The sequence below is a fragment of the Herbaspirillum frisingense genome, assembly GCF_047325095.1.
Lineage (GTDB): Bacteria > Pseudomonadota > Gammaproteobacteria > Burkholderiales > Burkholderiaceae_D > Herbaspirillum > Herbaspirillum frisingense.
In genome coordinates this window covers 3,041,218-3,056,932 of record NZ_CP168558.1, presented here as the reverse complement: position 1 = coordinate 3,056,932, position 15,715 = coordinate 3,041,218, and the positions used below count along the sequence as shown (strand labels likewise).

Below are 15,715 nucleotides of genomic sequence, written 5' to 3'. Positions count from 1 at the left end.
AAAGCGCTAAACCTCGTTCTGGCGCGGTCAGCCCAGCAGATCGCGCGGCAGCAGTCCGTCGGTCGGGATTTCCGGTTCCTCGCCGGCCATCAGGTCGCTCAGCAGGCGTGCCGAGCCCACCGTGGCGGCCCAGCCCGTGGCGCCGTGACCGACGTTGACGAAGACATTGCCCTGCCGCGTCGGACCCAGTACCGGCAGGCCATGCGGCAGCAGGGCCATGGTATTGCTCCAGAAATGGGCCTGGTTGTAGTTGGCGGCATTGGGGTAGTAGTCACCGGCGATCTTGAGCAGGTTGCGCAGAGCCTTGGGCGGCAGCGTCTGCGAGGGCGGCACGAAGCCCAGCAGGCCACTGATGCGTATGCGTCCGCCCAGTCGTGTCATGGCAACCTTGTAGCTGTCGTCGTAGAGCGCCATGCTGGGCGCATCGTCCGGATTCTTGACCGGCACCAGCGCCGAATAGCTTTGCAGCGCCCGCAAAGGGAGCACCGTGTCCAGCGGCTGCAGCAACCGGGCGCTGGACATGCCGGCGGCTACCACCACGGCGTCGACCTGCATGTGCGAGGCCAGATGGGGTGACTCCAGCAGCAAGGAAACGCGACCGCCGAAGTCGGCGCTCAAGGTCCGGACGGTGGAATCGAAATGGAAGCTCACCCCCAGCTCCTGCGCGGCATTGCGCATCTGCTTGGCAAACAGCACGCAATTGCCGGCCATGTCGTCGGGGTAGTAGAGCGCGCCGGCCAGCTTGGCCTCCGAGGAAAAGGCCGGCTCCAGGGTGCGGATCGCCGTTGCATCCAGGGCCTGGTGCTTGAACTCGCATTGCTGGGCGGCTTCCTGCAGGTGGGGCATGCGCGCCGCCTCGGCCGGCTGGCGGAACAGGTGGAGTACACCGTTGCCGTTTTCGTGCTCCATGTTGTGGTGCGCCTGCAATTGCAGAGTCAGGCCCTGGCCGTAGGCCGACAGGCGCGACAGCCGCAGCTTGTTCTCGGCGAACTCGTGCTGTTGTGCCTGGCGCGTCTGGCGCATCCAGCGGCGCCGGCCGAAGTCGGCACCCGAGGCCAGCAGCACCCGTGGCTCGTCCTGGAAACGGCAGGCAAAGGTGGCCATGCCCCTGACCCTGCCGGGCGCCAGCAGGCCGGAGTCGCCGAAGGTGGCTTCCTCGGCCACATGCGCGCGGCGCTCGATGACGGCCACCTGGTAGCCCTTGGCGGCCAGGAAGTAGGCGCTGCAAATCCCTGAAAGTCCCCCGCCGATGACGGCGATCTGTCGATGTGTGCTGTTCACTCTGTTCGTCTTGGAAGCGGCCGGGCCGCTGTGGTCATGGTCATCGGTTCTGCATGCTGGTGTGCCGCGGGCTGCCTGCCGCGCCGCGTGGCCTGTGCGCGCAGTGGCGGCAGGCCGTTTCCGATGCGGGCCGAATGATACCGCGAAATTTCCTTGTCGTTCGGATATTGCCGCAAAGCCACATTCTGGCCATCACCATAGGACAATCTGCTTGCTTCCAAGGACAACGCACGGCGCCGGGCGACCGATGACACGGATGTCCCCAGATGTCCCCACGGGCAGCCGGCGAGACCCGGGACGTGGTCGGCTAGCGCAGCCAACTGCTCGCTTTGCCTGGGACGGGGACCGGCGTCCACTGTATAATGCCGGCTCTGCCAGCAAACGCGCGCACGATCCATCAGTCCGCCGTACCCGAAACTGCACGTTTTTACCTAGTGCGGTGCAACATCCGAGGGTGCGGCCGGTGTCGGTGGACCGGTCCCTGCCGCGATGCTGCGACGGTTTTCCCGATTCAAGCTAACTGCCTCGACCTCGCCATGCTGATCCTGCCGGGCTCCAATGCCCTTTCCGCTTTCCGTACCCAACGCCTTTTGACCCAATTGCAAGCAGTGGACGCCGCCATTACCGGCGTATCCGGCCGCTACCTGCACTTCGTCGATGCTCAGCAGGCATTGACCCAGGAGGATGAGGCACGCCTGAACGGCCTGCTGACCTACGGCGATCCCTTCAACGGCAGCGACGAGGGCGATGCCTTCGTGGTGATCCCGCGTTTCGGCACCATTTCGCCATGGGCCAGCAAGGCCACCGACATCGTGCGCAACTGCGGCATGAGCCACATCCACCGGGTCGAGCGCGGCATCATCTTCCGCGTGCAGGTCAAGACCGGTCTGCTGGGCGGCGCCAAGAAGCTCAATGAAGCCAGCCTGCCGGCCGTGGCCGCGCTGCTGCATGACCGCATGACCGAGACGGTGCTGCGCAATCCGCAGGAAGCGGCCGGCCTGTTCTCCGAACTGCAGGCCCGTCCGCTGGAGAGCGTGGATGTCATCGGCGGCGGCCGTGCCGCCCTGGAAGCAGCCAATACCGAGCTGGGCCTGGCCCTGTCGGATGACGAGATCGATTACCTGGTGGCAGCCTTCACCAAGGCGCAGCGCAATCCGACCGATGTCGAACTGATGATGTTCGCCCAGGCCAACAGCGAGCACTGCCGCCACAAGATCTTCAACGCCGACTGGACCATCGACGGCCAGGTGCAGGACAAGTCCCTGTTCGGCATGATCCGCAACACCCACCAGCTGGCGCCCAAGGGCACCGTGGTGGCGTACTCGGACAATTCTTCCGTCATCGAGGGCGCCAGCATCTCGCGCTTCTACCAGCGCGGCGCTACCAAGGGCAACGTCTACGAAGCTTCGGAAGAGCTGACCCACATCCTGATGAAGGTGGAAACCCACAACCACCCGACCGCGATCTCGCCGTTCCCCGGTGCCTCCACTGGCGCCGGCGGTGAAATCCGCGACGAAGGCGCGACCGGCCGTGGTGCCAAGCCCAAGGCCGGCCTGACCGGTTTCACCGTTTCCAACCTGATGGTGACCCACGCCGTGCAGCCCTGGGAAAACGCCCGTGACGTGGCCCAGCCGGCCGCCGAGCGCGACGCCCACGCCCAGGGCGGTATCTACGGCAAGCCCGAGCGCATCGCCTCGCCGCTGCAGATCATGATCGACGGCCCGCTGGGTGGCGCGGCCTTCAATAATGAATTCGGCCGTCCCAACCTGGGCGGCTACTTCCGTACCTACGAACAGAACGTGGGCGGCCAGGTGATGGGTTACCACAAGCCCATCATGATCGCTGGCGGCATGGGCAATATCTCGGCCAAGCACACCAGGAAGAACGACCTGCCGGTGGGCAGCCTGCTGATCCAGCTGGGTGGCCCCGGCATGCGCATCGGCATGGGCGGCGGTGCCGCTTCCTCGATGGCCACCGGCGTGAACACCGCCGACCTGGACTTCGACTCGGTCCAGCGCGGCAACCCGGAAATGGAGCGTCGCGCCCAGGAAGTCATCAACGCCTGCTGGGCGCTGGGTGACGAGAACCCCATCCAGTCCATCCACGACGTGGGTGCGGGCGGTCTGTCCAACGCCTTCCCGGAAATTACCAACGACGCCAAGCGCGGCGCCCTGTTCGACTTGCGCAAGGTACCGCTGGAAGAAAGCGGCCTGGCTCCGCGCGAGATCTGGAGCAACGAGTCCCAGGAACGCTACGTGCTGGCCATCCTGCCGGAACACCTGGACCTCTTCAAATACCTGTGCGAGCGCGAGCGCGCGCCCTTCGCTGTGGTCGGTACCGCCACCGAAGAGCGCCAGTTGAAGGTGATCGACCCCGAACACAACAACAGCCCCGTGGACATGCCCATGGACGTGCTGCTGGGCAAGCCACCCAAGATGCACCGCGATGTGACGCACGTCGAGAAGCAACTGCCGCCGGTGGACCTGACCGGCATGGACCTGGTGGAGGTGGCCCAGCGCGTGCTGCGCCTGCCGGCCGTGGCCGACAAGTCCTTCCTGATCACCATTGGTGACCGTAGCGTGGGCGCCATGACCGTGCGCGACCAGATGGTCGGTCCCTGGCAGGTGCCGGTGGCTGACGTGGCCGTGACGGCCATGGGCCTGGAAGGTTATCGCGGCGAGGCCATGGCCATGGGCGAACGCACTCCGCTGGCCGTGATCGACGCCCCGGCCTCGGGCCGTATGGCTGTCGGCGAAGCCATCACCAACATCGCCGCCGCCCCGATCGCCGAGATCGGCGACATCAAGTTGTCGGCCAACTGGATGGCAGCCTGCGGCCAGCCCGGCCAGGATGCCGCCCTGTTCGACACCGTCAAGGCCGTCGGCATGGAGCTGTGCCCGGCGCTGGGCGTGTCCATCCCCGTGGGCAAGGACTCGCTGTCCATGCGCAGCACCTGGAGCGACGAAGAGGGCGCCAAGTCGGTGACCTCGCCGGTGTCGCTGATCGTCTCCTCGTTCGCCCCGGTGACCGACGTGCGCCGCGTGCTCACGCCGCAACTGCGCAAGGACAAGGGCGAGACCGTCCTGATCCTGATCGACCTGGGTCGCGGCAAGAACCGTATGGGCGCCTCGGCCCTGACGCAAGTCATGCAGCAGATCGGCAACGAGACCCCGGACGTGGATAGCGCGGAGGACCTGAAGGCCTTCTTCAACGCCATCCAGCAACTGAACTCCGAAGAGCGTCTGCTGGCCTACCATGACCGTTCCGATGGCGGCCTGTATGGCACCCTGGTGGAAATGGCCTTTGCCGGCCACACCGGCATCTCGGTCAACCTCGACATCCTGACCATGGAAGGCGAGCATGCCGCCGACTGGGGCGATTCCAAGAACTGGACCACGCAAGTGGCCGAGCGCCGCAATGAACTGACCCTGCGTGCACTGTTCAGCGAAGAGCTGGGCGCCGTGATCCAGGTCCCGGCGGAGCAGAAGTCGGATGTCATGAACGTGCTGCGCAGCTACAATCTGGGCGCCTGCAGCCACATCATCGGCAAGCCCAACGACCGCGACGTGGTCGAGTTCATGCGCGACGCCAAGAACATCTACAGCCAGCCGCGTGCCGAGCTGCACCGCACCTGGAGCGAGACCAGCTGGCGCATCGCCCGCCTGCGCGACAACCCGGCCTGTGCCGATGCCGAATACGAGCGCCTGCTGGACGCCGCCGACCCCGGCATGACGCCCAAGCTGAGCTTCGACCCGCAGGAAGACATCGCCGCACCCTACCTGTCGCTGGGGGCTGCTGCCCGTCCCAAGGTCGCCATCCTGCGCGAGCAGGGCGTGAACTCGCACATCGAGACCGCCTACGCCATGCACAAGGCCGGCTTCACCGCCGTGGACGTGCACATGAGCGACCTGATCGCCAACCGCGCCAAGCTGGATGACTTCAAGGGCTTCATTGCTGTTGGCGGCTTCTCCTATGGTGACGTGCTGGGTGCCGGCGAAGGTTGGGCCAAGACCATCCTGTTCAATGCCCAGCTGGCCGAGCAGTTCTCGCGCTTCTTCCAGCGCCAGGACACCTTCTCGCTGGGGATCTGCAACGGCTGCCAGATGATGAGTAACCTGAAGTCCATGATCCCGGGCGCCGAAGCCTGGCCCAAGTTCACCCGCAACAAGTCCGAGCAGTTCGAGGCGCGTTTCGTGATGGTGGAAGTAGCCGATTCGCCGTCCATCTTCATGCAGGGCATGGCCGGCACCCAGGCGCCGATCGCCACCGCCCACGGCGAAGGTTTTGCCGACTTCTCGCAGACCGGCGACATCGACAAGGCCATCATCGCCATGCGCTACGTCGACCATCGCGGTGCAGCCACCGAAGCCTATCCGTTCAACCCGAACGGCTCGCCCCAGGGCATCACCTCGGTGACCACTCCGGACGGCCGCTTCACGGTCCTGATGCCGCACGCCGAACGCGTGTTCCGCACCGTGACCCAATCCTGGCACCCGGATACCTGGGGCGAGGATTCGCCGTGGATGCGCATGTTCCGTAATGCGCGCAAGTGGGTGGGCTGATCGTCGATCTGACGACATGATGCCGGACGCGTGACGGAGTCCGGGTTGCCCTGCTGGTGGGTGATCCGGGACTGGTCAGACAGTACAGGCGAAAAAAAGCGCAGTTCCTTTCGGAACTGCGCTTTTTCTTTCTGCTTTCTGAATGCTTCCCGTTGTTAGCACGCTCTCCCGAGGGAGAGCGCCTTCACGCCCGGATCAGAAGATGTGACGAATGCCAACACCCAGGGTGGTGACGTTGTCCTTGCCGGCGGCCTGGCCGGTCAGCTCGTAGCGGGCTGCGTCCTTGGCCTTGTTGTAGTCCACGATGGTGTACAGCTGGGTACGCTTGGACAGCGCATAGTCCGCCCAGGCCACCACGGCGTAACGCTTGCCGTCGCCGACATTGCCCACGCCTGCGACCGAGGCGTTCTGGCTCTTGTCGTAGTAGAAGGCGCCAGTCAGGGACAGGGCGGCGGTTGCCTGGTAGGAAGTACCCAGGAAGTAACCCTTGTCCTTGCGTTGCACGCCAGCGATGCCGCCCGCCGAGGCGGTGCTGTTGCTCATGGCCATGTAGGCAGCGGTGGTGCCGGTGCTGTCCTTGATGTTGTAGTAGCCGCCGAACAGCTTGGCTGCGCCGATCTTGTAGGACGCCGACAGGTTGTAGGTGGTGTCCTTGTTGTCGCTGTTGGTGGCGCTCACGGTTTGCTGCCAGCCGCCGCCGACCGAGAACGGGCCGGTGGTGTATTGCAGCGAGCTGCTGATCTGGCTGCCACGGCGGGCCGAACCGGCTTGTTCGCCAGCGGCGTAGGACAGGCCGACGTTGAAGCCACTGAAGCTGCCGTAGTACTTGATCATGTTGCTGTTGCGCACCAGGGTACCAGCAGCCGGCAGCCAGGAGTTGCTGTCGTAGTTACCGACGGTCAGCGGGTCGAAGTGGTCAGCCATCAGGTCGAACAGGGGCGTGTTCTGACGGCCGATGGACACCTTGCCGAAGCTGCCACCCAGGCCAACCCAGGATTGACGGTTGAAGATGGTGTTGGCTTGGCTCATGCCGCCGGTGTCACCGTTGAAGCCGTTTTCCAGCTGGAACATGGCCTTCAGGCCGCCACCGAGGTCTTCGGTACCCTTGAAGCCCAGACGGCTGTTGGCGATGGCGCCGTTATCCATGCGCACGTTGCTGTTGCCCTGCGCATTGTCGCTGCTCAGATAGCGGATGCTGGTATCGACGATGCCATAGATGGTCACGGTGGATTGGGCAAACGCGGCGCCGCCGGTGGTCAGGCCGGCTGCCAGCAGCAGCATGGAACTCTTCTTCATAGGTATCTCTCCTGAAAGCACGAATGTTGTGTTGTTGATGGCGTCGTGGATCGGCCTTGTGTGCTTCTCCCCGAAACACCTTTTTCTTGGCTGCGAACCAGGACTCCCTTGCTTCCTGCTCCCGTGGCGATTCGCAGCCTGTCCCTATTTGGAACAGGGACGAAGAATATCAGAACGATGGTTCGTAAATTGCGCAAAATGGTGCAGGTTTATTCTTCTTTTTTAATTATTTAGTGAATTTATATGTTTATAAAAAATTTATTGGATAAATCTTTTATAAGAATAAATCTTCACTATGACGCAGAAGATAGTGTTCCCGTAGGGCGGGAAGGCATCAAAAAGACGCTTTTTGGAGAAATTGCGAAGGATTTGGACGTTTTTTTTTTGACGGCTACCGCATGAGTTGTGCGTTAATTCGTAGCTAAAAAGCAACATGCCCGGCAAGGAAACCTTGTCCGGGCATGTCGGTGGAGGGCGCTGGAAGACCTGGGTCTTCCTTCAGCCACTCGGGCTGCGCAGGCGGGAGGGACTTATTGCACCTTGGCCTTGGCGCGCAGTTGTTCCTGATAGGCCTGCAGCTTCTTCTGTTGCAGGGCTTCAGCGATCTGCGGCTTGACTTCCTCCAGGGTCGGGACCTTGGCAGCGCGCACATCTTCCAGCTTGATCACATGCCAGCCGAACTGGGTCTGCACCGGAGTCTGGGTGATGTCACCCTTCTTCAGGGCCACCATGGCGTCGGAGAACGGCTTGACGAAGGAGGCCGGGCTGGCCCAGTCCAGATCGCCACCGTTGGCTGCCGAACCAGTGTCCTTGGATTGCTTGGCCAGGTCTTCGAACTTGGTGCCGGCCTTCAGCTTGGCGATGATGGCTTCGGCGTCTTCCTTCTTGTCCACCAGGATGTGGCGGGCGTGGTATTCCTTGTCGCCGGCCTGGGCCTTGAACTTGTCGTATTCAGCCTTGATGTCGGCGTCCGACACCGGGTTCTTCTTCAGGTAGTCGGCGATCAGGGCGCGGATCACGATGGACTGGCGGGCCAGTTCCAGCTGGTTCTTGACGTCGGTGCTGTTGGCCAGGCCTTGCTTGTCGGCTTCCTGCATCAGGATTTCACGGTTGATCAGCTCTTCCTTGATGGCGCCGCGCAGTTGCGGGCTATCAGGCTGGCCTTGCGCAGTCATCTGCTTGACCATCAGTTCGGCGCGGGAGGACGGAATCGCCTTGCCGTTGACGACGGCCAGGTTTTGGGCGAAGGCCGGGATGGAAGCAATTGCGAACAGCAGCACCAGCAGACGAGCGGGTTTGAATGTCATTGTTGAATCCTAGAAAAGAAAGGAATGAATCAAAACGGAGAAAAAAACAGGAGGGGGCTTGATAAGCAGGCGTCGGTCTTTGTTCTTGGTCTCAGTTCTTTGCCTCTGACGGGGAGAGCGCCACTATGGCCAGCGCATGGATCTCCTGCTGCATCAGGTCGGACAGGCAATCATACACCAGCCGATGGCGGTTCAACCGATTTTTGCCCTCGAACAAGTCTGAAACCAGGCGGATCCTGTAATGTCCTCCGCCCGAGGCTGCACCGGCATGTCCGGCATGCTGGGCAGACTCATCTTCGACCAGACATTCGGCTGGCGAGAAAGTTGCAGTCAGACGTGAACGAATGCGGTCTGCACGGGTATCGGCGCCACTCATTCGGCATCCTTCATGTACTTCGACAGGAACAGGCTCTGGCCGATGATGAAGGCAAACATCAGGCCCATGCTGCCGAACATCTTGAAGTTGACCCAGGTGTCGAGGGCATAGTTGAAGGCGATGTAGAGATTGAGCACGCCCATGACGGCGAAGAACACGATCCAGGCCAGGTTCAGGCGCGGCCAGATGGCTTCGGGCAGGCTGACCTGCTTTTCCATCATGACGCGGATCAGGTTCTTCTTCATGAACAGTTGCGACACCAGCAGGGCCAGGCCGAAGGCCCAGTACAGGATGGTCGGCTTCCACTTGATGAAGGTATCGTCACGGAAATAGATGGTGGCGCCACCGAAGACCACGATGATGGCCAGCGACACCCACAACATGCCATCCACCTTGCGACGGCGCAGCAGCAGCCAGGCGATCTGGCCCAGCGAGGCGATGATGGCCACGGCGGTAGACAGCAGGATCGGTGCCTGGGTGGCGGTGACGGCACCGGCCGACATGGCGCCGCCCAGGTATTGCATCACCAGGTCCTGGGCGGCCGAGGGATGGCCTTCGGCCCATTTGAAGACACCGAAAAACAGGATGACGGGGAACAGGTCGAACAGGAACTTCATCGGTTGGCTTCTTCAGGAAAAGTCAGTAAAACGGTTGATCGGCGATCATCCGGCCCGTGCTGCCCGTGCTGCCCGTGCTACATGTGTTGCATGTGTCGCATGTATTGCAGGCGGTGCAGCGCGGGCCGCCAGGCTTACGCCGGGTCGAAACGCAGCGAAGCCGAGTTGATGCAATAACGCAGTCCGGTCGGCGGCGGGCCATCCGGGAAGACGTGGCCCAGGTGGGCGTCGCAGACGTTGCAGATGATCTCGGTGCGAATCATGCCATAACTGCGGTCCACTTTCTCGCGTACGTTGGCCGGATCGATGGGCTCGAAGTAGCTCGGCCAGCCGCAGCCGGAGTCGAACTTGGCATCCGAGGTGAACAGCGGCGTGTCACAGCACACGCAGGTGTAGGTCCCGGCCTCGTGGTGATCCCAGTAACGGCCGGTGAAGGCGCGCTCGGTGGCGGCTTCGCGGGTGACCTGGTATTGCACGGGGTCAAGTTGCTCGCGCCATTGGGCTTCGGTCTTTTCTACTCGTTGGGTCATGCTTGGCTCCTTGGTGATGACGGGCGATGCCGGCATTAACTGTATTAGCGGAATGAATGGCCGTTCAGGAAGAACAGCTCACTTCCAGATGGCTGGCCCAGTCGGGTGGCAGGTCGGCATAGCGGTCGAATTCAGGCTGCTCGTCGAAGGGATGGCGCAGGATGGTCTGCAGGCGCGCCACCTCGGTGAAATCCTTCTGTTGCGCCTTGTCGATGGCGACCTGGGCGAGGTAATTGCGTAGCACGTATTTGGGGTTGACCGCATGCATTGCAAGGCGGCGGCCGGCGTCGTCGCTGCCCTCGATGCGCAGGCGGGCGCGGTATTGCGTGGCCCAGGCATCGAAGGCGGGGCGATCGATGAAAAGGTCGCGCAGCGGCTCGTCGTTGGCTGCATTGTCGATCTGCAAGTCGCCCAGGCGGCGGAAGAACAGTGTGAAATCGACATGACCGGTCTGCAGCAGGGCGAACATGGCCTCGATCAACTGGCTGTCGTCGGCGCGCTGGGTGCGCAATCCCAGCTTGGCATGCAACAGCGCATCATGCTGCGCCTGGAACACGGCCTCGTAATCGGCCAGCGCGGCCTCGGTGGCCTCCACCGAACCGATCAGGGGCAGCATCGCCTGGCCCAGTGCAAAGCAGTTCCACTGGCCGATGCGCGGCTGCATCTGGTAGCTGTAGCGGCCCTGGCTGTCGGTATGGTTGCAGATGTGGCGGGCGTCGAAGGCTTCCATGAAGCCGAAGGGGCCGTAATCCAGCGTCAGGCCCAGGATGGACATGTTGTCGGTATTCATCACCCCATGCATGAAGCCCACCGCCTGCCATTGCGCCATCAACGTCGCGGTGCGGCGGGTGACTTCCTTCAGCAGGGCCTGGTAGGGGTTTTCTTCCCGCAATAGTTCCGGATAGAACTGCTCCAGGACGGCATCGCCCAATACCTTGAGATCGTCGAAACGCTGGTTGTAGTACCAATGCTCGAACGAGCCGAAGCGGATGAAGCTGGGGGCCATGCGGGTCACCACCGCTGCGGTCTCGGCGGTTTCGCGCTGCACGCGCTGGTCCGAACCGATCACGGTCAGGGCGCGGGTGGTGGGGATGCCCAGCGCCGCCATGGCTTCCGAACAGAGGAATTCGCGGATCGAGGAGCGCAGCACGGCACGGCCGTCGCCCATGCGGGAGTAGGGCGTCTTGCCGGCACCCTTGAGCTGCAGTTCGATGCGTCCCTGGCCGGTGGCTGCCGGCAGGTCGCCCAGGGTGATGGCGCGCCCATCGCCCAATTGACCGGCCCAGACGCCGAACTGATGGCCCGAATAGACTGCCGACAGCGGGTGCGAGCCCGGTGCCAGCTGGTTGCCGGCGAAGATGTCGAGAAAACCGCGGTCCTCCGGTGCCGGGCGGGCCAGTCCGATGGTGGCAGCGGCCTCGTCGCTGAAACCGACCAGGTAGGGATCGGGCAGGGGCGTCGGTTGCAGCCGGGTGTAGAAGGCCGGGGGCAGGGCGGCAAAGCCGTTGCCTAGCGGCGAAAGCAGATATGGATGGGTCATAGGCAGCCTGTGAGGCCCAAAGCGGGCCGCAATCCGCTATTTTGACAGAGAAGCGCGAATCCCATAGGATCGCTCCACTTTTGCGTCCGGCCGCGCTCGATCCGGCGCCTCGACGCTGTCTGACCCCGTCCGACTCCTCTTGAACCCACCGCATCCCTGGCAAGGCTGGCAACTTGGAATTCGCGCTGATCACCTTCCTCAACGGCCTGGGCTACGGCTTCCTGCTGTTCCTGCTGTCCTCGGGCCTGACGCTGATCTACAGCATGATGGGCGTGCCCAACTTCGCCCATGCCAGCTTCTACATGCTTGGGGCGTACGTCGCCTATGCGATTGCCGGCGTGCTGGGCTTCTGGCCGGCGCTGCTGATCGCGCCCCTGCTGGTGGGCATGGCCGGTGCGCTGGTGGAGCATTACGGCCTGCGCATCGTTCACCGCTATGGCCACGTCCCGGAATTACTGTTCACCTTCGGCCTGTCCTATCTGGTGGTGGAGCTGGTGCAACTGGTGTGGGGCCGCTCGCCGGTGCCTTACCGCATCCCGCCGGAACTCGATGGCACGCTCTTCACCCTCTATTCGACCAGTTTCCCCATCTACCGCGGCTTCATGCTGCTGGTGGCGGCGCTCATGCTGCTGGCCTTGTGGCTGCTGCTGCGCCATACCCGCATCGGCCTGCTGATCCAGGCGGCGCTGACACACCCGCAGATGGCCGAGGCCCTGGGGCATAACGTGCCGCGCGTGTTCATGCTGGTGTTCGGCGGCGGTTGCGCGCTGGCCGCACTGGCGGGGGTGATCGGCGGCAATGCCTTCGTCACCGAGCCGGGCATGGCAGCGGCCGTGGGCAGCATCATCTTTGTGGTGGTGGTGGTAGGCGGGCTGGGTTCGCTGGCCGGGGCCTTCATCACCTCGCTGCTGATCGGCCTGATGCAGACCTTCGCGGTGGCGCTGGACGTGTCCCTGGCCAGTCTGGGCGTGCAGGTCCCCAGCGGCAGTGCGCTGGCGCCGCTGGTGCGCCTGACGCTGGCCCAGGTGGCGCCGGTGCTGCCCTATCTGCTGCTGGTGGTGATGCTGGTGGTACGCCCCAAGGGGCTCATGGGCAAGCGGGAGGGCTGAGCATGAAGCGTATCGTCCTGCCCTGGCTGGGCCTGGCCCTGCTCCTGCTGGCGGCACCGCTGGTGTTCCCGCAAAGCGCGGCCCTGTCGCTGCTCTCGCAGATGGGGACGATGGTCTTGCTCTGCCTGTCCTACAACATGCTGCTGGGCGAGGGCGGCATGCTTTCCTTCGGCCACGCAGTGTATTCGGGACTGGGCGCCTTCGGCGCGATCCATCTGATGAACCGCATGAGCGAGGGTGCGCTGGCCTTCCCGCTGACGCTGGTCCCGCTGGCGGGCGGCCTCACCGGCGCGTTGTGCGGCGTCGTACTGGGCTATCCCACCACGCGCCGCGCCGGCACCACCTTTGCCATGATCACGCTGGGGCTGGTGGAGCTGGTCTCGGCCTGCGTGCTGATGTTGCCCGAGGTCTTCGGTGGCGAGGGTGGCATCTCCGGCAACCGGGTCATCGGCGCGCCGGTGCTGGGCATCAGCTACGGGCCGCAGATCCAGGTCTATTACCTCATCGCCGGCTGGCTGCTGGTCTGCGCCATCGCCATCTGCGCGCTGCGCCACACGCCGCTGGGACGCATCCTCAATGCCGTGCGCGACAACCCGGAACGCGCCGCCTTCATCGGCTACGATCCGCAGCGGGTGCGCTACCTGGCGCTGATCCTGTCGGCCTTCTTTGCCGGCGTCTCGGGCGGGCTGTCGGCCATCAATTTCGAGATCGTCAGCGCCGAATACGTGGGCGCGCTGCGCTCCGGTGCCATCCTGCTGTTCACCTTCATCGGCGGCACCGCCTATTTCTATGGCCCCATCGTCGGCGGCGTGGTCGGCGTGCTGTTCTCGTCCTGGCTGTCGGCCTATACCCAGGCCTGGCAGTTCTATCTGGGTGCCTTCTTCATCCTGATCGTCATGACCACCCCGGGCGGCCTTGCCAGCCTGATCGACCGCGGCTGGCGCACCTGGCGCGACGGCGCCTTCGACCGGCGCCTGGTGTGGCGTCTGGCCAGCTGGCTGCTGGCAGCACTGGTCACGCTGGCTGGCGCGGTGCTGGCCACCGAGATGGCCTATCAGGCCAGCCTGGGCAGCCTGGCCGAAGGCAGCGATGGCGCGGCGCCCCTGCAGTGGTGGGGCGGGACCATCGATGTGCATGCGCCGCTGCCCTGGATCACCGCCGCCATGCTCATCGCGGCCGGCGCCACGGCGCTGACCCTCTGGCGCCGACAGGGGGCGGGCCGATGACTGCACCGATGACTGCGCCGTTTTCCCTGGAGATGCAGGGCCTGACCAAGGCCTTCGAAGGCAGCCCGATCCTGCGCGGCGTGGACCTGCAGTTGCATCCCGGTGAGCGCTGCGCATTGATCGGGCCCAACGGGGCCGGCAAGTCCAGCCTGTTCAACCTGGTGTCGGGCCGTTATCGGGCTGATAGCGGGCGCGTGCTGCTGTACGGGCGGGACATCACGCAGTGCTCGCCACAGCAGATCAATCGCCTGGGGCTGGCGCGCAGCTTCCAGATCACGAGCCTCTTCCCGCGCCTGACCGCGTTCGAGAACGTGCGCTGCGCCCTGTTGTGGACGCTCGGTTATCGCTACGCCTTCTGGCGCCGCCTCGGTCAATTGCACGACGCCAGCGCCCGTGCCCAGGCGGTGCTGGAGCGCGTCGGGCTGGGCGCGCGCGCGCAGGTGCCGGCAGGCGAACTGAGCTACGCCGAGCAGCGTGCCCTGGAACTGGCCGTCACCATTGCCGCCGATGCCGCCGTGATCCTGCTGGACGAACCCACGGCGGGCATGAGCCGGGCGGAGAGCACGGCGATGGTGGCGCTGATCCGCGAAGTCACGGTGGGCAAGACCCTGCTGATGGTGGAACACGACATGCAGGTAGTCTTCGACCTGGCCGACCGCATCGTGGTGATGGATAACGGCCGCGTCATCGCCTGCGACAGTGCCGAGCGCATCCGCGCCAATCAGGAAGTGCAGGCGCTCTACCTGAACCGGAGGCGACATGGCTGACACCCTGCTCAGCGTCCACGACCTGCAGGCCTGGTACGGCCAGAGTCACGTGCTGCAGGGTGTCTCGCTGGAAGTGCAACGGGGAGAAATCGTCAGCATCCTCGGGCGCAATGGCGCCGGCCGCTCCACCTTGCTCAAGGCCCTGATGGGCCTGGTGCGCAGCAGCGGCGACATCCGCTTTGCCGGCGCCAGCATCGCCGGTCTGCCCACCCATGCGATTGCCCGGCGCGGGATGGCTTATGTGCCAGAGAGCCGGGACGTCTTTCCCACCCTGAGCGTGGCGCAGAACCTGCTGCTGGGCCGCCAGGGCGCTCGCCAGCCGGCCGACGCCTGGCGCGAGGAAGAGGTCTATGCGCTGTTCCCGGCGCTGGCCAGGCGTCGCCAGGTCGCGGCCGGATCGCTGTCAGGCGGGGAGCAGCAGATGCTGGCACTGGGCCGCGCGCTGCTGGGCAATCCATCGCTAGTGCTCATCGACGAGCCCACCGAAGGCCTCTCGCCACAGATGGTGGAGCAGGTCGCGCATTACCTGACGCTGCTGCGCCGCCGGCAGGTGGCGGTGCTGCTGATCGAGCAAAAGCAGGCAATCGCCCTGGACCTGTCGCAGCGGGTCTATGTCATGGGGCGCGGCGAGATGGTCTTCCACGGCACGCCCGCCGCGCTGGAGGCGGATGCTGCCGTGCAAGCGGAGTGGCTGGCGTTGTAGCCGACAGGACGCGCCTGGTTCTGCCCGCATGGTCGATGGTGGTAACACCGTCCCGCAGGCAGAATCGCCGCTTTACCTGCCGATGAGACTGCCATGCTGCCCTGGCTGATCCTGATGTCCTGCGCCGTACTGGCGCTCTTCGCCGCCGACCGCGCCTGGCTGCGCCACATCAGCCGTGAGGACCGGCCCCTGCACGATCCCGAAGGCTACCTGGAGATGACCGCCCGCATGACCGAGCTGTGCCACGGCGACCGGGGCAGGGTGGAGACCCTGCTGGCGCTGCAGCGCCAGCGCCATCCCCAGGCTACGCAGGCCGAGGTAGTCCGGCTGGCCATGCGTGAGCTGCTGGAACCGCAATCGTCCTCCCATCCCTGAAACGACAAACGGCGGCTCCAGGGAGC

The 15,715-nt window shown here is 64.3% G+C and carries 13 protein-coding genes; 6 read left to right on the top strand and 7 right to left on the bottom strand.

The window, feature by feature from the left end:
* Positions 1-27 precede the first annotated feature (27 nt).
* On the bottom strand, positions 28-1,281 hold the full coding sequence (locus ACEOAC_RS14070) for an FAD-dependent oxidoreductase (RefSeq protein WP_413628416.1): 1,254 nt from the start codon (positions 1,279-1,281) through the stop codon (positions 28-30).
* Positions 1,282-1,817: 536 nt separating this feature from the next.
* Between ACEOAC_RS14070 and purL the strand changes: the two genes are divergently transcribed.
* Positions 1,818-5,843 carry a phosphoribosylformylglycinamidine synthase gene (gene purL, locus ACEOAC_RS14065; protein ID WP_413444709.1) on the top strand — a complete coding sequence of 1,342 codons (4,026 nt, stop codon included), beginning with the start codon at positions 1,818-1,820 and terminating at the stop codon, positions 5,841-5,843.
* Between the two features lie 195 nt (positions 5,844-6,038).
* On the opposite strand, the gene ACEOAC_RS14060 is transcribed toward purL, so the two are convergent.
* The 6 genes from ACEOAC_RS14060 to ACEOAC_RS14035 form a co-directional block, all read right to left on the bottom strand.
* Positions 6,039-7,139 (bottom strand): porin, encoded by a 1,101-nt coding sequence (locus ACEOAC_RS14060; RefSeq protein ID WP_006712623.1) that lies wholly within the window; start codon positions 7,137-7,139, stop codon positions 6,039-6,041.
* Positions 7,140-7,669: 530 nt separating this feature from the next.
* Positions 7,670-8,446, bottom strand: coding sequence for a peptidylprolyl isomerase (locus ACEOAC_RS14055; RefSeq protein ID WP_006712622.1), 777 nt, complete (start codon positions 8,444-8,446; stop codon positions 7,670-7,672).
* 91 nt (positions 8,447-8,537) lie between these two features.
* Positions 8,538-8,822, bottom strand: a complete 285-nt coding sequence (locus ACEOAC_RS14050; protein WP_077237167.1) for a BolA family protein — start codon at positions 8,820-8,822, stop codon at positions 8,538-8,540.
* Complete coding sequence (locus ACEOAC_RS14045; RefSeq protein WP_241813713.1) at positions 8,819-9,439, bottom strand: septation protein A; 621 nt, start codon at positions 9,437-9,439, stop codon at positions 8,819-8,821. The genes ACEOAC_RS14050 and ACEOAC_RS14045 overlap by 4 nt, the downstream gene beginning before the upstream one ends.
* A 134-nt stretch (positions 9,440-9,573) precedes the next feature.
* Positions 9,574-9,969, bottom strand: a complete 396-nt coding sequence (msrB, locus tag ACEOAC_RS14040; RefSeq protein WP_006712619.1) for a peptide-methionine (R)-S-oxide reductase MsrB — start codon at positions 9,967-9,969, stop codon at positions 9,574-9,576.
* 64 nt (positions 9,970-10,033) lie between these two features.
* Complete coding sequence (locus tag ACEOAC_RS14035) at positions 10,034-11,509, bottom strand: protein adenylyltransferase SelO (RefSeq protein ID WP_413444708.1); 1,476 nt, start codon at positions 11,507-11,509, stop codon at positions 10,034-10,036.
* A 173-nt stretch (positions 11,510-11,682) separates the two neighbouring features.
* Here ACEOAC_RS14035 and ACEOAC_RS14030 point away from each other — a divergent pair, with 173 nt between their 5' ends.
* From ACEOAC_RS14030 to ACEOAC_RS14010, 5 genes are all read left to right on the top strand, one after another.
* The gene (locus ACEOAC_RS14030; RefSeq protein ID WP_413628415.1) at positions 11,683-12,618 is read left to right on the top strand and encodes a branched-chain amino acid ABC transporter permease; all 936 of its coding nucleotides are present in this window, start codon (positions 11,683-11,685) and stop codon (positions 12,616-12,618) included.
* Positions 12,619-12,620: 2 nt separating this feature from the next.
* A complete protein-coding gene (locus ACEOAC_RS14025; RefSeq protein WP_413628414.1) occupies positions 12,621-13,844 on the top strand; it encodes a branched-chain amino acid ABC transporter permease in 1,224 nt (407 codons plus the stop codon).
* Complete coding sequence (locus ACEOAC_RS14020; RefSeq protein ID WP_413628413.1) at positions 13,841-14,611, top strand: ABC transporter ATP-binding protein; 771 nt, start codon at positions 13,841-13,843, stop codon at positions 14,609-14,611. Before ACEOAC_RS14025 ends, ACEOAC_RS14020 begins: the two co-directional genes overlap by 4 nt.
* Positions 14,604-15,314: an ABC transporter ATP-binding protein gene (locus ACEOAC_RS14015; RefSeq protein ID WP_077237174.1), complete on the top strand. Its 711-nt coding sequence runs from the start codon at positions 14,604-14,606 to the stop codon at positions 15,312-15,314. The genes ACEOAC_RS14020 and ACEOAC_RS14015 overlap by 8 nt, the downstream gene beginning before the upstream one ends.
* 93 nt (positions 15,315-15,407) lie before the next feature.
* Positions 15,408-15,689 carry a hypothetical protein gene (locus ACEOAC_RS14010; RefSeq protein ID WP_413445495.1) on the top strand — a complete coding sequence of 94 codons (282 nt, stop codon included), beginning with the start codon at positions 15,408-15,410 and terminating at the stop codon, positions 15,687-15,689.
* Positions 15,690-15,715 lie beyond the last annotated feature (26 nt).